Raw genomic sequence first — 16,784 nt, 5'->3', positions numbered from 1 at the left:
GCCGACGGCCCGCGCCGCGGGAGCATCGTGAGTTCGGTCCCGGACGCGATCCCGGGCTCGTTGCGCGCTGGCGGGCTTGACGGGCCGGTCTCGAAGCGGGCACCGCCGGGCGCGCCGTCCGGCCGCGTCCTCGGCGCGATCGGTCCAGACCGCTTCGGAGACACGATGGCCCCGGCAGACGCCCCGAACCCCGCCCTCGTCGATCTCGCCGCCGGCCGTGTCCTGCAGACCGTCGTGGACGCGGACACGACCTGGCTGGAGATCGATCTGGGCGGCCGCTTCCCGGTCCAGTCCGTCGTCCTGGCCGCGGGCGGGGAGGGCGGTTCGGCCATAGACCGCGGCCCGATCCTGTTCTCGCAGGACGGCGCGTCCTGGTCCGCGCCCGGCATCGCATCCCACCAAGTCGAGGCGGGCACCATCACGGTCGTCATCGAAGCCGACGAGCGCGCCTGGACGCGGTTCGTGCGCGTCGCGGTGCCGACATCGATAACGGATGCCGCGATCCAGATCCGGTGCGAGGAGGCCGCCTTCGACCTGATCGCCTTGCGGGCGATGCTGAATCTCGACGTGACGCTCCTGAACGAGAAGCCCGGCGCTAATGCCTTCACTTCCTACAGCCTGGAGAGCAGCCCCGGACGCACGAGCCGAGCGCTCGTGGGCGTGTCGACGTTCCAGAACGGCGCGTTCGGCAATTGCCTGATCCAGTACATCATTGCGCTCTCGGTCGCGAAGGCGCTGAACCTGAAATACGTGGCGGTCCCAAAATTCGACCGCAGCAAAGTCATCTTCCTGACCGAGCGGCTCACTCGCGACGGCGTCACCTTCCTGCCACCGGACGAGCCGCTTCCGACGGACGGCTATTTCCTGTCGGGCCTGTTCTTCGATCCGACGCAGTTCCAGCGGCAGGTGAGCCTCGACGAGCCGCCGGATTCGCGGGCGATCATCCAGGGCATGATCCGCCCCCTGTTCAACGGCCTTCCGGCGACGTTCCCGGCCAAGCCCGACGACCAGCTCCTGATCCATATCCGCTCGGGCGACATCTTCAGTACTTGGGTCGACCCTCACTATCCGCAGCCGCCCTTCGCCTTCTACCGCATGGTCATCGACCGGCTGCTCGGCGAGGGCCGGATCCGCTCGGTAAAATTGGTCTTCGAGAACCGGCTGAACCCGGTGATCGCCGAGGTCGAGGCCTATGCAAGCCGCCTCGGCCTGCCGGTGGAGACGCAGAGCGAATCCCTGATCGCCGACGTCGCGGCGCTGGTGAACGGTCGCTACCTCGTGTTCGGCCTCGGGACCTTCGGTCCGGGGATCTGCCACCTGTCCGAGCGGGTCGAGCAGGTGTTCTACTTCGCGTCCAATTGGCCGCAGATCTTTCGAGGGATCCCGACCATCGACAAGGTGATCGAGGTCCGCGACCTCGAAGAGCGCTACATCAAGGTCGGCGAGTGGCAGAACACCGACGCGCAGCGCCGCATGATGATCGATTATCCGGCCGAGGCTCTGGCATTCGACGACGTGGCCTGAGCATCCCCCCGAAGTTCATTGCCGGCTTTTGAGTGGAGCGCCCAAGGCCCGCAGGACGTCTGCCGAGGGAGGTTTCCAGGCAGAAGACCAGTTAGGCGGCCGCTCAGCGAGCGTGACGAAGCATCAGGCGTTGCGCGTGTGATCTGCCGGGTCTCCTGGGAACGCTCTGGCGCCGCGAGCCGGGAACGCCTGGACGCTGGTTGTCCCCCCGCGAGCGAGCCGCCGCCGAGCCACAGTGGACCTTACAGATCGTAGTCCATACATATTCAATTTATTGGCAGGTGACTCTCACGCCTAATCAATCCTATTGCCGAATTTTGTCTCTTTATATAGCCTTCATGACTGATATAGGCGACAGGCTATCCGTTCATGAAACTCGCCCCTCTTGGCGGTGCGCCGTCTCCCGTGGCCGGCCGCATGGGCGCCGAGATGAGCGTGGCGCCGGCTCCGTCGCTACGAAGTCGATCCGTCATCGCCGGTGCCATCGGCAACATGCTCGAATGGTACGACTTCGCGACCTACGGCTATTTCAGCGCCGTCATCGGCCGGAACTTCTTCCCGTCGGACAGCCCGGCGACATCGCTGCTCTCGGCCTTCGCGGTCTTCGCCGCGGCGTTCTTCATGCGCCCGATTGGGGGCGTCGTGTTCGACCATATCGGGGATCGCTACGGTCGCAGGTCGGCTCTCCTGTTTTCGGCGGGATTGATGACGGTTTCGACCTTCGCGATGGGGTGCCTGCCCACCCACGCCTCCGCGGGACTGCTCGCTCCAATCCTGCTGGTACTGCTGCGGCTCGGGCAAGGCCTCTCGGTGGGCGGTGAATACACCTCATCGGCGGTCTTCCTGTCCGAGACCGCCGAGCCGGGCCGCCGCGGCCTGACCGGCAGCCTCGCCTGCATTGGCGCGGCCGGCGGGATCCTGCTCGGATCGATCGCCGGTGCTCTCGTCACCGGCCTGCTCACACCCGAGGAGGTTGACGCCTGGGGCTGGCGCCTGCCGTTCCTCGCCGGGATTGCTCTGGGCGCCTTCATCGTCGTGCTGCGGCGGCACATGGACGACCGGCACATCGACGAGGCGCTCGGATCCGATCCCGCCTTGGCGGATCATCGGTCACCGTTGCGCGCGGCGATCGCGATCGACGGACCGGCCATGGCGCGCGCGTTCGCCATGAATCTCGGCATCGCCTGCGCCTTCTATGTCGTGTTCGTCTACCTCGTGACCTACCTGCACACCGTAGTGGGCATTCCGCAGCACACCGCGTTCCTGATCAACACGCTCGCGATGGTCACGCAGGCCGTCTGCATTCCGATCGCGGGTGCCCTCTCGGACCGCATCGGACGCAAGCGGGTTCTGATCCTGACCGGGGCAGGCCTCACCCTCCTGTCATGGCCCCTGTTCGCGCTTATGGCCGGCGGACAGGTCGTCCTGATCGTCGTGTGCCAGATCATCTTCGCGGTGTTGGTCGCCGGATATGCCTCGGTGATCCCGATCGCGTTCGTGGAGATGTTCCGGCACCGCACACGCTGCACGGCGCTGGCGATCAGCTTCAACGCCTCCATGGCGCTGGTCGGCGGGACGGCCCCGATGGCGGCTACCTGGATCGTTCATCACCTGAAATTCACGACGGGGCCGGGTCTCTACGTCGCCTTGCTCTCGGCGATCTCCCTTGCCGCGGTCCTGACGATGCAGGATCGAACAGGGGAGCCCATCACGTAGCCGCGTCCGCCCGGCAGACGGCCACCGCACGCGCCGGCGCGGGGCGGACTTCATTGCGCCGAACACCCGCGCATCCGACGTGAGAGATGCGTGTCCGCCTGCCGAACGATAAAGCGCCGGTCGCGGATACGCTTTCATCGGACCGTCCGTGACCGCCGGGGCGGTTTGCGGCGAGCCGGCGTAAACCCTGCTCGAAGACCGGCCGTGTCGCCATGTGAGCCTGTGCCGGGGTGCCAAGCTCGAATTCAGAAAGCGCCGGCAAAGCGTGCCGGGATGCGCCAGAGATCGGGCTCCACGGACCAATCTTTCCGTTCGATGGCGTCCGAGAATCTCAGCTTGGTGTTCTCAAAATGCGGCTCGCCCCGTCGCATCTGAACATCGCGTCGCGGAAGGAGCGCCACCTCGGAGCGCATATGATCGGCAAACACATCCGGTGTTATGGTGTGATGGGAATGCGGTATCCCGATCGGCGCGGCCGCGTTTCTCTTTTTCTGTCGTTCGTAAAGGATGTCGATATCACAATGCGCAACATGAAATAAAAAAATGTCACCGAAATTCGGACGATGATCGCCAGTTATGCAATGAAACCCATGCATCCAATCCGTTCGCCCCGCTATCAGGGTCGGTTTACAGAGCGTGGATATGGGACGTGCAAATTGACGCTGATGTGAAATGGGTCGGCTGAGGTCGATATGCTTCTCTTCAGCGACGTGTACGACGTCGACCCCGAACAAGGTCAGAACGTGAGGCAGGTTCTGCGTAGCGGCACAATAATTTAGCGACGGGGATACGCCTGGATCCGGAACAACCAACTCGTCCGCATCCGTGTAGAGCACACGCTTGTATCCCAGGAATAACGCTGAGCAGAAATCCCGCACGGTCGTCGCACGGGCATCTTCGTCCATGGGCGTGCGTGGCAGGCGTATGACATTCGCACCGATGTTCCGGGTCGAACCGTCATCGGACCCGTGGTCGATGACGTAGCAATGCTCCAACCCAACTTGACGCTCGTAATGTCTCAGCCAGACCGGCAGAAGGACCGTCTCGTTGTAGGCCATCGTTACGACGGCGAGCGGTTTCTTATCCATTGCAGTCCCCCCACCGCGTCTCGAATCCCGCAGGGCTTAGCGGCGGCGCGTGGCTATGATCGAGGGTCGGGTGGCGAGCTGGGGGCCGGATGCATCGTCGTTATGGAGTGCATGCGCCTGCGTGAACGCTATATCGAAGCCGAGATTGTCGAATATTTTCGTGTAAAGACCGCGCGAGAGGTGCCACCACACGTAGAAGATATTCGGATTGTCGAGATTCGTGATCGGGTGGATGACCAGATCATCCAGCGGTAGAACGTTGGTGAACGGGATCAGGACCGCTTCCTTGGCGAGCCGAGCCCAGGCACCAATGGCGTAGACGGGATCTGACAGGTGCTCGACGATAGCGCCAGCCATCACGACATCGAACATCTGCTCCGGCCACTCGTACAGCTCAGCCATCGGCGCATAGACGCATTTGGACTGACTATTGAATTTTTGCCAAGCATACCACCAAGAATTCTTGATCGGAATAAGGTTTTTGCGCTCCCATACGTCTCGTGAGGTTATGATGTCTTTGTACGACAAAGACGATGCGAACGGGAAATGCCGGAATTCATGAGTCGTCGCAGCATCAAAGCCAGTTACAACAGCACCGGATCGCTCGGCGTTGAACGCGAGGAAGCCGGAAGCAGTACCGACATCAAGAACAGTTTTCCCGTTTAAATCATATCCGCCAATATACTGATCAAAATTTTCGATCGTCCAGCTTCCTCGCACGGCCTCGCCGTCGGGGAATGACATGGAATGATACCAGTAACGCTTATCATGCTCCGCGCTCAGCCAAGGCTTTTCATAGCTCGGAGAGCGAATACTTTGGGATTGATCAACCACGTCAGCTCACCCTTTCGGACCGTGACTTACGCTGAGTTGGGTGTCGAACTCCTACACGGCTTGTGGGCTGATCTTCAATACGGATAACAACAGCTGTGTGCGCGTGCCTCATCGAAAATCGTGTGAGAATTGTGTAAAAATTTCCGACGTATTACGATCTGAACTGCTGTTTGGGTGCCGAATGGTATATAGTAGCCCTCACCGCTCAAGTAGATACAAGTTAAACGTAGGCGCGGTTTGATGCGACGAGCGGCCGAGAGAGTCATCCGGCCTGATCGAAGGCGTTGAGACCTGTGCCGCATCGCGTGGACGCGTCGCAGATGTCGAGCCGGTGTACCGAAATCGGGTGGACGCGGTCGAATCGAGCTTGCGTGCCCTCTTCCCGAGCGTGCCGAGGGATTCAGGAGCCAGCGCGGTCGCGGCCGGGCTTCTCGTCGCCGTCGATGCTCATCCGGACGATGCGGGATACGTTTCCACGAGCGCGCCACCGCTGCCCGTGAGGCTCGGCATCGTGTTCCTCGCCGGCGTGGAGCTTGTCCCGTCGCAACGGGGGGCGACCAGGCCCAGCGCAGCCAAGATATCGATCACGATACTGGTCAGCGGGCCTCTGTCGTCGATCGGTCGCCAGGCGCCCTTCTGTCGGGGCGGCGCATGAAGGGGTGTGCTTCCGGTTCAGGGTTCAGCGGCCACACGTGCCAGCCTCCGCACTGAACGTCGCGACCAGGGCTCAAGACCCGTTCTGCTCGGACTGTCTCGGAGTCAGGGCGTGTCCTTGAGGCGTTCGGCCGGGGCTCCGGCCGCGGGGGTCGGGCCGGCATCGCGCGCCGTCAGGGCATCCTGGTAGAGCTTCTGGACATCCCGCTTGAACGCGGCCCGGGAATCCGAGCGCGAATAGAACATGTGCCCCCCGGGATAGACCGCGAGACTGAGTCGCCCGGCGCCGTAGGCCGGCACCTGGGCCAGCAGCAGCTTCGAAGCGTAGTAGGGTGTCACCAGATCGGTGAAGCCGTGGGCGACCAGCACGCGGAGCCGGCCGTCGAGGGCCAGCACGCCCTTCAGGTTCGAGAGCACCTCGGGAGCCTGCCGGCCGGAGCCCCAGCTCCAGCCGCGGTTCACCGCGTTGCTCAGGAGCTCGTAGCGCAGGTTCGGCACCGTCCATTTCAGGGTGCGCGCGTAGAGATCGAGCATCGCACTGGTCAGCGGCGCCTGGAGCGCGGTGAGCTGCGGATCCTCGAAGCTCGCCTGCGCGGCGTCCGGGTTCGGGTCCCAGCCGGTGATGCCGGTGTCGTACGCGCTGGTGACGCGGCCTTCCGCCCGGTCGACCTCCCGCTGGACGCTGCGGGTGGAGAGCCTTGCGGCCTGCGCGCGGACGATAGCCGGGTCGAGGCCGGTGAGCGGCGCGACCTTGTCGGTCATCCGCGCGACGGCGGCGGTATCGCCGGGGCCCTTGAGCAGGTCGGCGAGATAGGGACCCGCCGCGTAGGCCTCGGCCTCGCTAAGCAGCGCTGGGGTCGGGACGGTGCCGGCCCGTTCCAGGGCGCCGGCGGCCAGGGAGGGCAGCTTCAGCACGTAGCCCCACGGGTTCGCCCGCGGCGTCTCCAGCCAGCCGAAATCGAGCACCGGCGAGAGAAGCACCATCCCGGAGAGCCCGATCCCGATTTCTTCCTGCAGCTTCTCGGTGATCAGCGGCCCACGGAAGCCGCCATAGCTCTCGCCGACATAGAATTTCGGGCTCGCCATCCGCTCGTTGACCCGCAGGTAGCGGGCGATGACCGCCGCCAGCGTCGAGGCATCGCTGTCGATGCTCCAATAGGTCTTGCCGTTGCCGTCGCTGGCCCGGCTGTAGCCGGTGCCGACGGGATCGATGAAGACCAGGTCGGTGAAGTCGAGCCAGGTGCCGTCGTTGGGCGTGAGCGCAACGGGCTGCGACGGGCTGATGCTGTCGCCGCCGGTGGGCAGCCGCCAGGGTCCGATCGCGCCGATGTTCAGGTAGGCCGAGGCCGCGCCGGGGCCGCCATTGACCGCGAAGGTGACGGGCCGCTCTCGGCCGGCCTCCGGGGCCATCGTGTAGGCGACATAGGCGATCTCGGCCTGGAGCTTCCCGGCCTCGTCGACCAGCGGCAGGCTGCCGGCCGTGGCGGTGAAGTCGAGCGTCCGTCCGTCCGGAAGCTTGATGCTTTGCCGGGTGGTCGAATCCGGCGGGAGACGCCGCCCCTCCGGACCGCGCGGTGCCGGCTTGGCCTCCGCTTGCGGACCAGAATGGTGAGTATCCTGCGCCCAAAGCGGCAGCGGCGCCGCCGCGAGGGTGAGGGCGAGCGCGGCCTGCGCGAGACGCTTGCTGAGGAGCACGGTCAAGCCTTCTTGTTCCAGCGGCCCGAATCGTCCTGCTGCCAGTAGGCGACGGCATGACCCGCCTCCTTGGCCTGGCGCCACTGCTCGCGGGCGCGCAGCAGGGCATCCTGGTCGGTCCCGTCGAACAGGATGCAGATCCGCTCGTAGCTCTCTGCATCGGGCGGCAGGTCGGCACCCTCGACCAGGAACCGGATCGAGGCGGTGTTGGGGTTCACGTCGCGGAGCGTCAGCACCACCGGCTGGCCGGCCGCATCGGGATCGCGGTCGGTGCCGTGGGGCAAAAAGCTCTCGTCGGAATAGGTCCAGAGGTGGTCGTCGAGGGCCTGAAGCCGCTCCTCGGAGGCCGCCTGGATCGCGGCTTGCCAGCCCCGGCCGAGCGAGCGCTCGACGAGGTTCGGCAGCACCTTCTCCAGGGGCTGGCGCTGCATGTGGTAGAACAGGATCTCGGTCACGATCCGACCGATATAGGGTTATGGCCCGGGGAGCGAGCAGCGGCGCGCAGCCGCGGCTTCGTTGTTTTAGACTAACCGGCTCTGCTCGATCGCCGCGCCGACGAAACCCTTGAACAGCGGGTGCGGCTCGAACGGGCGCGACTTCAGTTCCGGGTGGAACTGCACGCCGATGAACCACGGGTGCCCGACATGCTCCACGGTCTCGGGCAGGAGCCCGTCCGGCGAGAGCCCGGAGAAGCGCAAGCCCTTGGCCTCCAGCCGCTCGCGATAGGCCATGTTGACCTCGTAGCGGTGGCGATGGCGCTCGGAGATCCGCTCCGAGCCATAGATCTGGGCGATCTTCGAATTGGGGTCGAGCTGCGCGTCGTAGGCGCCGAGCCGCATCGTGCCGCCGAGATCGCCGACGGCGGCGCGGCGCTCCAACTCGTTGCCGCGCAGCCACTCGGTCAGCAGGCCGACCACCGGCTCGGAGGTCTCGCCGAACTCGGTGGAGTTGGCATCCGGCACGCCGGCCAGCGAGCGCGCGGCCTCGATCACCGCCATCTGCATGCCGAAGCAGATGCCGAGATAGGGGATGCGCTTCTCGCGGGCGTAGCGGGCCGCGCGGATCTTGCCCTCGGCGCCACGCTGGCCGAAGCCGCCGGGTACCAGGATGCCGTTCAGGCCTTCGAGGAACGGCGCGGGATCCTCGCGCTCGAACACCTCGGCCTCGATCCATTCGAGGTTGACCTTCACCCGATGGCTGATGCCGCCGTGGATCAGCGCCTCGGTCAGCGACTTGTAGGCGTCCTTCAGCCCCGTGTACTTGCCCACGATGGCGATGGAGACCTCGCCCTCGGGGTTGCGCACCCGGTCGGAGATGGTGGTCCAGCGGCCGAGATCCGGCTCCTCGCCGTGCTCCAGCCCGAAATGGCCGAGCACCTCGCGGTCGAGCCCGGCCTTCCGGTAGGAGAGCGGCACCTCGTAGATCGAGGCCACGTCGAGCGCCTCGATCACCGCGCTCTCGCGGACATTGCAGAACAGGGCGAGCTTGCGCCGCTCCTCGACGGGGATCGGGCGGTCGCAGCGGCAGAGCAGGATGTCGGGCTGGATGCCGATCGAGCGCAGCTCCTTCACGGAGTGCTGGGTCGGCTTGGTCTTCAATTCGCCGGCGGACGGGATGTAGGGCAGCAGCGTCAGGTGGACGTAAGCGCAGCTGCCGCGCGGTAGCTCCTGGCCGAGCTGGCGGATCGCCTCGAAGAACGGCAGCCCCTCGATGTCGCCGACCGTGCCGCCGATCTCGACGAGGACGAAGTCGAACGTGTCGTTGCCGTCGAGGACGAAGTCCTTGATCGCGTTGGTGACGTGCGGGATCACCTGGATCGTGGCGCCGAGATAGTCGCCCCGCCGCTCCTTGGCGATGATGTCCTGGTAGATCCGGCCGGTGGTGATGTTGTCGGCCCGGCTCGCCGGCACGCCGGTGAAGCGCTCGTAATGGCCGAGATCCAGGTCGGTCTCGGCCCCGTCGTCGGTGACGAAGACCTCGCCGTGCTGGGTCGGGCTCATCGTGCCCGGGTCGACGTTCAGGTAGGGGTCGAGCTTACGCATCCGGACCCGGTAGCCCCGGGCCTGGAGCACGGCGGCAAGCGCCGCAGAGGCGAGTCCCTTACCGAGAGAGGAAACCACGCCGCCGGTGATGAAAACGTACCGCGTCATGGGCCTCGGTCCATAAAGAAGGTGCTGGCATTTGCCAAACGGCAAGCTAGCCGGCGATGAAATGTTTGGGGATCGGGCGGGCGCGGGGAACGGCCTGCCAGGGCGGACCAAAGCCGAGCCGACTCGTCGTCTCCGCGCTCACCCGCCGCCGGCCCTCTTGCGGCCCCCCGGCCCGGATGTCACGCGCGTTCGGCGCAGACCCTGGATGCCCGCATCAGCTATGCGCGCCCGTCATCGACTCGCGAATCGTCAGCGCGACTGCGGCGCCTCGGGCACGGCGGGCTGGGCCGGGGCGGTGGCGGGCGCCCGGTCCTGCTGCTGGCGCAGGGTGTCGAGCAGGTTATCGGCGCCGGTGGGCTGCTTGGCCGGCTGGCCGGCGGGGGTCGACGCGCCGGTATCGAGGATCGATTTCGGTGCGGCGGTGCGGTGCGACAGCACGGCGAGCAGCATGCTGGTGGCGAAGAACAGGGCGGCCAGGATCGCCGTGGCGCGGGTCAGCGCGTTGGCCTGGCCGCGGCCGGTCATGAAGCCGGCGACGCCACCGCCGCCGCCACCGCCGAGCCCGAGGCCACCCTCGGAGCGCTGCAGCAGCACGACGCCGATCAGCGCCAGCACGATGATGAGGTGGACGACGATCAGGACGGTCTGCATCGGTGTTCCGGAATCTCGTTCGGCTTCGCGCGCCGGCCCGAGAGGCCGGTCCGGCGGCGGGCGCCCGGCGACAGGTGCCAAGCGTTCGACTTGGTGCGCCGGTCACAAATCTGCGCCGGCCATACACCACTCGCCGGCCACCGCCAACTTGACGATCGGCCGCCCACTGTTCCCGGCACCCCTCGCGCCCGGCTGCGCGCCGTGCTCTGTCGGTAGGGAAGGGCGGCTCACCAAACGCGCCGCCCCGCCCGGGAGGCCCGCCATGACCATCTCACGCCGTTCGGCGCTCGCCATCGTTGCAGCCGCGCCGATCCTGACGCCAGCGAGGGCCGCCGTCGCTGCCGGTCCGGGCGAGTCCGCCCAGGGCACCGAAGTCGAGGCGGCGGTCGACAACCTGACCAAGGCGCTGCTCGCGGCGGACGGCACCGCCCTCGACGCCCTGACCCTCGACGGCCTGAGCTACGGCCATTCCAGCGGCGTGGTGCAGGACAAGGCAGCGTTCATCGAGGCCCTGACCAGCGGCCGTTCTAAGTTCCCGAGCATCACCCTGTCGGACCGCTCGACCTCGGTGATCGGCGACGACGCGATCGTCCGCCACGTCTTCACCGGCGAAACCGTCGCGGGTGGCAAGACATCCCCGGTCCATATCGGCGTATTGCAGGTCTGGCACCGCGACGGCGGACGCTGGCGGCTGATGGCGCGCCAGGCGTTCAAGCTCTGACGCGCCGCAAACGCGGCTCAGTAGCGCGTGGGAACGAGCATCTCCGGCGGGGTCGGCGTGCGGATGTAATCGGCATGGCGCACCCGCTCGGGCAGGTGAACCGGCGGATGCTCGACGTCCTGGTAGGGGATCTGCTCGAGCAGGTGGCTGATGCAGTTGAGTCGGGCGCGCTTCTTGTCCACGGCCTCGACCACCCACCAGGGCGCCTCGGGGATGTGGGTGCGCGCCAGCATGTCCTCCTTGGCGCGGGTGTAGTCCTCCCAGCGGCGGCGGGATTCGACATCCATCGGCGAGAGCTTCCACTGCTTCAGCGGGTCGGTGATGCGCATGTTGAAGCGCAGCGCCTGCTCCTCGTCGGTGATCGAGAACCAGTATTTCAACAGGATGATGCCCGAGCGCACGAGCATGCGCTCGAACTCGGGCACGGACCGGAAGAACTCCTCCACGTCGGCTTCGGAGCAGAAGCCCATGACGCGCTCGACGCCGGCGCGGTTGTACCAAGAGCGGTCGAACAGCACGATCTCGCCGCCGGCGGGCAGGTGGGTGACGTAGCGCTGGAAGTACCATTGCGTGCGCTCGCGCTCGCTCGGCGCGGGCAGGGCCACGACGCGGCAGACGCGTGGGTTGAGGCGCTGGGTGATCCGCTTGATCACGCCGCCCTTGCCGGCCGAATCGCGCCCCTCGAACAGGACGACGACGCGCAGCTTGCTGTGTTGCACCCAGTCCTGGAGCCGGACCAGCTCGTGCTGGAGGCGCAGGAGCTCGCGGAAGTAGCGCCTGCGGTCCTGGACGGATTCGGTTCCGCCTTCGAGGCTGTCGAGGCGGTCGTCCTCGAATCCGAGTTCCATCTCCTCGTCGTAGCTGTCGAGGATCTCGCGGCGGATCATGTCCACCATCGTGGGGTCGGCGCGGTCGTAGTCGATGGTCATGGCAGGCTTCTGGGTCGGATGTCGTCACGACTCTAAAGCAGGATCATGTGACAGCTCCGAGAACCCCTGAAGCCTCATGCGTGGTGCAATCGCCCTCCGGCAATTCTCCGTCTTTGGAATTGGGCGGCTGCTCGAAGCTAATCTTCGACCGGCGCCGTGGCCGCTCGCGGATACAGCACCCTGTCATTCCAGGGCCGCGCTCAAACCCTCAGGCGTAAGCGGCGCAGATCCCCAGAAAATCCTCGGCCACGAGGCTCGCGCCGCCGACCAGGGCGCCGTCGACATTCTCCACCGCCATCAGCTCGCGGGCGTTGCTGGGCTTCACCGAGCCGCCATAGAGGATGCGGATCCGGTGGGCCTCGTCGCCGACGAGCTTGTCGAGCATCTCCCGTAAGGATGCGTGGACCTCGGCGATGTCGCGCGGCGTCGGGGTGCGGCCGGAGCCGATCGCCCAGACCGGCTCGTAGGCGATCACCGTGTCGGCCGCTTTGGCGCCCTTCGGGAGGCCGATGGCGAGCTGGGCGCGAACGATGTCGAGGGCGCGGCCCTGCTCGCGCTCCTCGATGGTCTCGCCGACGCAGATGATGCCGCACAGACCGGCGCGGCGGGCGCCGAGCGCCTTGGCGTGGACGCCGTCATCGGTCTCGTGGTGGTAGGCCCGGCGCTCGGAATGGCCGACGATCACGTATTTGGCGCCGAGGTCGGCCAGCATCTCGGCCGAGATCGAGCCGGTGAAGGCGCCGCTCGGGCGGGCGTGGAGGTTCTGGCCGCCGATGGCGATCGGCGACCCGGCGGTGGCCGCCACGCAGGACCCGATCAAGGTCGCGGGCGGGCAGATCAGCACGTCGACGCGGGCGGCGAGCTCCGGCGTGAGACCGTCGCGGATCGCCTCGACCACGTGGATCGATGCCCGCGTTCCGTTCATCTTCCAGTTGCCGGCGACCAGCGGCTTCCGCCCCGTCTGCGTCATCCCTATCCCTCACTTCGCCTCGGTTTTCCGGGGTCGGCGCGGCCTACCAGAGCGAGCTTGGGCGCGCAAACCGTCCGAAAGGCTGAGCCTTTGCCTGCGGGCGCGAATGGTCTATCGCGGTCGCCTTTCAGGGATGGCATCGGCCCGGCGACGGGTCGGGTGCCGAAGGTATCCGATCACAGATCATGCTTCAGGGCATCCGCAACGCCAGCCAGCATTGGCTCGGCAAGATCGTCTTGACGATCATCTTCGCGCTGCTGATCGCGGGCGTGGGCATCTTCGGCGTGGAAGAGTTCTTCCGCGGCGGCTCCAGCAACAACGTCGCGACCGTGGGCAGCACGCCGATCACCGGCGAGCAGGTGCGCCAGGCCTATCAGAATCAGCTGCAGCGCTATCAGGTGCAGCTGAAGCGCGCGCTCACCCCCGATCAGGCGCGGATGCTCGGCCTGGACCGGCAGGTGATGTCGCAGCTGATCACCGAGGCGGCCCTCGACCAGAAGACGCATGATCTCGGCCTCGGCGTGCCGGACGCCTCGGTGATCCGGGCGATCCACGACGAAAAAAGCTTTCAGAACGCCCAGGGCCAGTTCGAGCCGCAGCTGTTCTACCAGACCTTGCAGCGGGCCGGCCTGAACGAGGGCCTATTCGTGCGCGAGCAGCGCGCCGTGATCGCCCGGCTGCAACTGGCCGAGGCGGTGTCGTCCGACCTGCACGTGCCGGCGGCGATGCGCGAGGCGGTCCACCGCTACTCCACCGAGCGCCGCTCGGCCGCCTACCTGATGCTGACGCCCTCCGTAGCCGGGCAGATCCCCGACCCGACCGAGGACGAGCTGAAGACCTGGTACGAGGCCAACAAGTCGGGCTTCCGGGCGCCGGAATTCCGCGCCGCCACCCTGCTGGTGGTCGATCCGGAGGCGATGGCCAAGCCGGATGCGATCACCGACGCGGATGCCAAGGCCGCCTACGAGCTGAACAAGGGCCGCTACGGCAGCCCGGAAAAGCGCACGATCCAGCAGGTCGTGTTCCCGGACGCGGCTTCCGCGGAAGCCGCCCGCAAGGCGATCGAGGACGGCTCGAAGACGTTTGAAGCCGTCGCCGAAGAGCGCAGCACCGGCGGCACCGACCTGACGCTGGGCACGCTGACCAAGGCCGAGTTGTTCGACAAGGTCGTGGCCGATGCCGCCTTCGCGTTGCCCGAGGGCGGCGTCAGCCAGCCGGTCCAGGGCCGGTTCGGCACGGTGCTGCTGCGCGTGACCAAGATCGAGCCCGGCACCGTCAAGCCGTTCGAGGCGGTCGAGGGCGAGATCCGCAAGAGCCTCGCGCTCACCCGTGCCCGCGACGCCATGGAGACCACCCGCGACGCCATCGAGGACCAGCGCGCCGGCGCCAAGCCTCTGGCCGACATCGCCTCCGAGCGCGGGCTCAAGCTCGTGACCGTCAAGGCGGTGGATCCCCAGGGCAAAGCCCCCGACGGGCAGCGCGTCGCCGACATCCCCGACCCGGACACCACGCTGCCGGCCCTGTTCCGCGCCGAGATCGGCGGCGACAACGAGCCGTTGCGCACCAAGTCCGGCGGCTATGTCTGGTACGACGTAACCGGCATCGACGCCGCCCACGACAAGCCCCTCGACGAGGTCCGGGACGGCGTGAAGGCCGGCTGGACCGCCACCGAGATCGCCAAGCGGCTTCAGGCCAAAGGCCGCGAGCTGGTGGAGAAGCTCAACGGTGGCGCGACCATCGAGGCGGTCGCCCAGGAGGCCGGCGTCAACACCCAGGAGGCGCAGGACCTGTCCCGCAACCAGGCGAAGGACATGCTCACCGCCGACGACGTGAACCTGATCTTCGCGACCGCGGTCGGCAAAGCCGGAACCGCGGCGGCGGGCGATTCGCGGGCGGTGTTCAAGGTTACCAGCGCGACGATGCCGGCCTTCGTGGTCGACACCCAGGCCGACAAGACCATCACCAAGAACTTCCAGGCCGCGCTGGCCGACGACGTGCTGTCCCAGTACATCTCGGAGGTCCAGAAGAACGCCGGCGTGAAGATCGACCAGACGGCCCTGCGCCGCGCCATCGGCGGAGAGTATTGACGGCCATGGCCGAGGCGCCTGACTACGCGGCGTTTGCCGGACGCTACGAGGCCGGGCAACCGAGCCTCGTCGAACTGAGCTTGGTGGCCGACCTGGAGACGCCGGTGGCGGCGTTCCTCAAGCTGCGCGCCCGGCATGCCGGGCCGGCCTTCTTGCTCGAATCGGTGGAGGGCGGCGCGGTGCGCGGCCGCTACTCGATGATCGGGCTCGATCCGGACCTGATCTGGCGCTGCCGCGACGGCGCCCCCGCCATCGCCCGCGGCACCGATCTCGACGCCTTCCAGCCGGACGACCGGGCGCCGCTCGACAGCCTCCGCGCCTTGATCGCCGAGAGCGCCATCGGCGAGAGCGACGGCCAGGACCTGCCCCCGATGGCCGCCGGCCTGTTCGGCTATCTCGGCTACGACATGGTCCGGGCCATGGAGCGGCTGCCCGAGCCGAACCCCGATCCCCTGGGCCTGCCGGACGCGATCCTGATCCGCCCGCGCGTGATGGTGGTGTTCGACGCGATCCGCGACCAGATCACCGTCATCTCACCCGTGCGCCCGGCGCCCGGCGTCACCGCCCGCGCCGCCTACGAGGCCGCGCTTCTGCGTATGGACCGAGTGGCGGAAGCCCTCGAAGGACCGTTGCCGGTGGACGCCCGGGTGGACCTCTCGACGGTGGCGCACCCCGAGCCGGTCTCGAACACGACGCCTGAAGCCTTCGCCGCCATGGTGGCGCAGGCCAAGGAGTACATCGTCGCGGGTGACGTGTTCCAGGTGGTGCTGTCCCAGCGCTTCTCGGCGCCGTTCACGCTGCCGGCCTTCAGCTTGTATCGGTCGCTGCGGCGCACGAACCCGGCGCCGTTCCTGTGCTACCTCGATTTCGAGGCCTTTCAGATCGTCTGCTCGTCGCCGGAGATCCTGGTGCGGGTTCGCGAAGGCACCGTCACGGTGCGGCCGATCGCCGGAACCCGCCGCCGTGGCGCGACCCCGGCCGAGGACGTCGCGCTGGCTGCCGAGCTGCTCGCCGATCCGAAGGAATGCGCCGAGCATCTGATGCTCCTCGATCTCGGCCGCAACGATGCTGGCCGGGTCTCCAAGATCGGCACCGTGCGGGTGACCGACTCGTTCTTCATCGAGCGCTACAGCCAGGTGATGCACATCGTGTCGAACGTCGAGGGCGACCTCGACCCGCGCCACGACCCCCTGGACGCCCTGGCGGCTGGGTTCCCGGCCGGCACGGTCTCGGGCGCCCCGAAGGTGCGGGCCATGGAGATCATCGACGAGCTGGAGCACGAGAAGCGCGGGCCCTACGCCGGCTGCATCGGCTATTTCGGCGCCCGCGGCGAGATGGACACCTGCATCGTCCTGCGCACCGCTCTGGTGAAGGACGGCCGGATGCACGTCCAGGCCGGCGCCGGTATCGTCTACGATTCCGACCCGGCCTCCGAGCAGCAGGAATGCGTCAACAAGGCCAAGGCGCTGTTCCGGGCGGCTGAAGAGGCGGTGCGGTTCGCCGCGCAGGCCAAGCGCGGGCAGTAGGAGGCTGCGCTCGGGGCTCTTCCAAACACGACCTCATCCCGAGTTGCCGAAGCGCAGCGGAGGCCTCGAAGGAGCCCTTCAGCCGGCACCGCGATCCCTGGAGCCCGCCTTCGAGGCCCGCCGACGCGGGCACCTCAGGATGAGGTCTCTGGGTTGGAACGATGCCCCGCGCGTCGCACACGGTTGACCGTTCCGCCCCGAGCCGTCACATCGCCCTCATGCCCGAGCGTGCCGCCGCG

The 16,784-nt window shown here is 67.0% G+C and carries 13 protein-coding genes; 5 read left to right on the top strand and 8 right to left on the bottom strand.

Going from position 1 to position 16,784, the window contains the following annotated elements; all coding sequences use genetic code 11:
- Positions 1-27 precede the first annotated feature (27 nt).
- Positions 28-1,524: a discoidin domain-containing protein gene (locus tag MKK67_RS17110; protein WP_243966377.1), complete on the top strand. Its 1,497-nt coding sequence runs from the start codon at positions 28-30 to the stop codon at positions 1,522-1,524.
- Positions 1,525-1,893: 369 nt separating this feature from the next.
- Complete coding sequence (locus MKK67_RS17105; RefSeq protein WP_243966376.1) at positions 1,894-3,240, top strand: MFS transporter; 1,347 nt, start codon at positions 1,894-1,896, stop codon at positions 3,238-3,240.
- Between the two features lie 245 nt (positions 3,241-3,485).
- Here the strand turns inward: MKK67_RS17105 and MKK67_RS17100 are convergent, their stop codons facing one another.
- The 6 genes from MKK67_RS17100 to secG all read right to left on the bottom strand — a co-directional run bounded on the left by MKK67_RS17100 (position 3,486) and on the right by secG (position 10,312).
- Positions 3,486-4,328 carry a glycosyltransferase family 2 protein gene (locus MKK67_RS17100; protein ID WP_243966375.1) on the bottom strand — a complete coding sequence of 281 codons (843 nt, stop codon included), beginning with the start codon at positions 4,326-4,328 and terminating at the stop codon, positions 3,486-3,488.
- A 36-nt stretch (positions 4,329-4,364) separates the two neighbouring features.
- Positions 4,365-5,162, bottom strand: coding sequence for a class I SAM-dependent methyltransferase (locus tag MKK67_RS17095; protein ID WP_243966374.1), 798 nt, complete (start codon positions 5,160-5,162; stop codon positions 4,365-4,367).
- Between the two features lie 759 nt (positions 5,163-5,921).
- Positions 5,922-7,511: a S10 family peptidase gene (locus MKK67_RS17090; protein ID WP_243966437.1), complete on the bottom strand. Its 1,590-nt coding sequence runs from the start codon at positions 7,509-7,511 to the stop codon at positions 5,922-5,924.
- A 2-nt stretch (positions 7,512-7,513) separates the two neighbouring features.
- A complete protein-coding gene (locus tag MKK67_RS17085; RefSeq protein ID WP_243966373.1) occupies positions 7,514-7,966 on the bottom strand; it encodes a DNA polymerase III subunit chi in 453 nt (150 codons plus the stop codon).
- 66 nt (positions 7,967-8,032) lie between these two features.
- Entirely contained in the window at positions 8,033-9,661 is a 1,629-nt protein-coding gene (locus MKK67_RS17080) for a CTP synthase (RefSeq protein WP_243966371.1), read from the bottom strand.
- A gap of 249 nt (positions 9,662-9,910) precedes the next feature.
- The gene (gene secG, locus MKK67_RS17075) at positions 9,911-10,312 is read right to left on the bottom strand and encodes a preprotein translocase subunit SecG (protein ID WP_243966369.1); all 402 of its coding nucleotides are present in this window, start codon (positions 10,310-10,312) and stop codon (positions 9,911-9,913) included.
- Positions 10,313-10,574: 262 nt separating this feature from the next.
- Here secG and MKK67_RS17070 point away from each other — a divergent pair, with 262 nt between their 5' ends.
- Entirely contained in the window at positions 10,575-11,033 is a 459-nt protein-coding gene (locus tag MKK67_RS17070) for a nuclear transport factor 2 family protein (protein WP_243966367.1), read from the top strand.
- A gap of 17 nt (positions 11,034-11,050) precedes the next feature.
- Here the strand turns inward: MKK67_RS17070 and ppk2 are convergent, their stop codons facing one another.
- Positions 11,051-11,962: a polyphosphate kinase 2 gene (gene ppk2 / locus MKK67_RS17065; RefSeq protein WP_243966366.1), complete on the bottom strand. Its 912-nt coding sequence runs from the start codon at positions 11,960-11,962 to the stop codon at positions 11,051-11,053.
- Positions 11,963-12,170: 208 nt separating this feature from the next.
- Complete coding sequence (tpiA, locus tag MKK67_RS17060; protein WP_243966365.1) at positions 12,171-12,932, bottom strand: triose-phosphate isomerase; 762 nt, start codon at positions 12,930-12,932, stop codon at positions 12,171-12,173.
- A gap of 185 nt (positions 12,933-13,117) precedes the next feature.
- Between tpiA and MKK67_RS17055 the strand changes: the two genes are divergently transcribed.
- Both MKK67_RS17055 and trpE read left to right on the top strand, forming a co-directional pair.
- Positions 13,118-15,019 (top strand): peptidylprolyl isomerase, encoded by a 1,902-nt coding sequence (locus MKK67_RS17055; protein ID WP_243966364.1) that lies wholly within the window; start codon positions 13,118-13,120, stop codon positions 15,017-15,019.
- A 5-nt stretch (positions 15,020-15,024) separates the two neighbouring features.
- Complete coding sequence (gene trpE, locus MKK67_RS17050; RefSeq protein WP_243966363.1) at positions 15,025-16,545, top strand: anthranilate synthase component I; 1,521 nt, start codon at positions 15,025-15,027, stop codon at positions 16,543-16,545.
- The last annotated feature ends 239 nt before the right edge of the window (positions 16,546-16,784 follow it).

It is taken from the genome of Methylobacterium sp. J-072, assembly GCF_022829425.1.
Lineage (GTDB): Bacteria > Pseudomonadota > Alphaproteobacteria > Rhizobiales > Beijerinckiaceae > Methylobacterium.
This window is presented reverse-complemented; position numbering and strand designations above follow the sequence as displayed.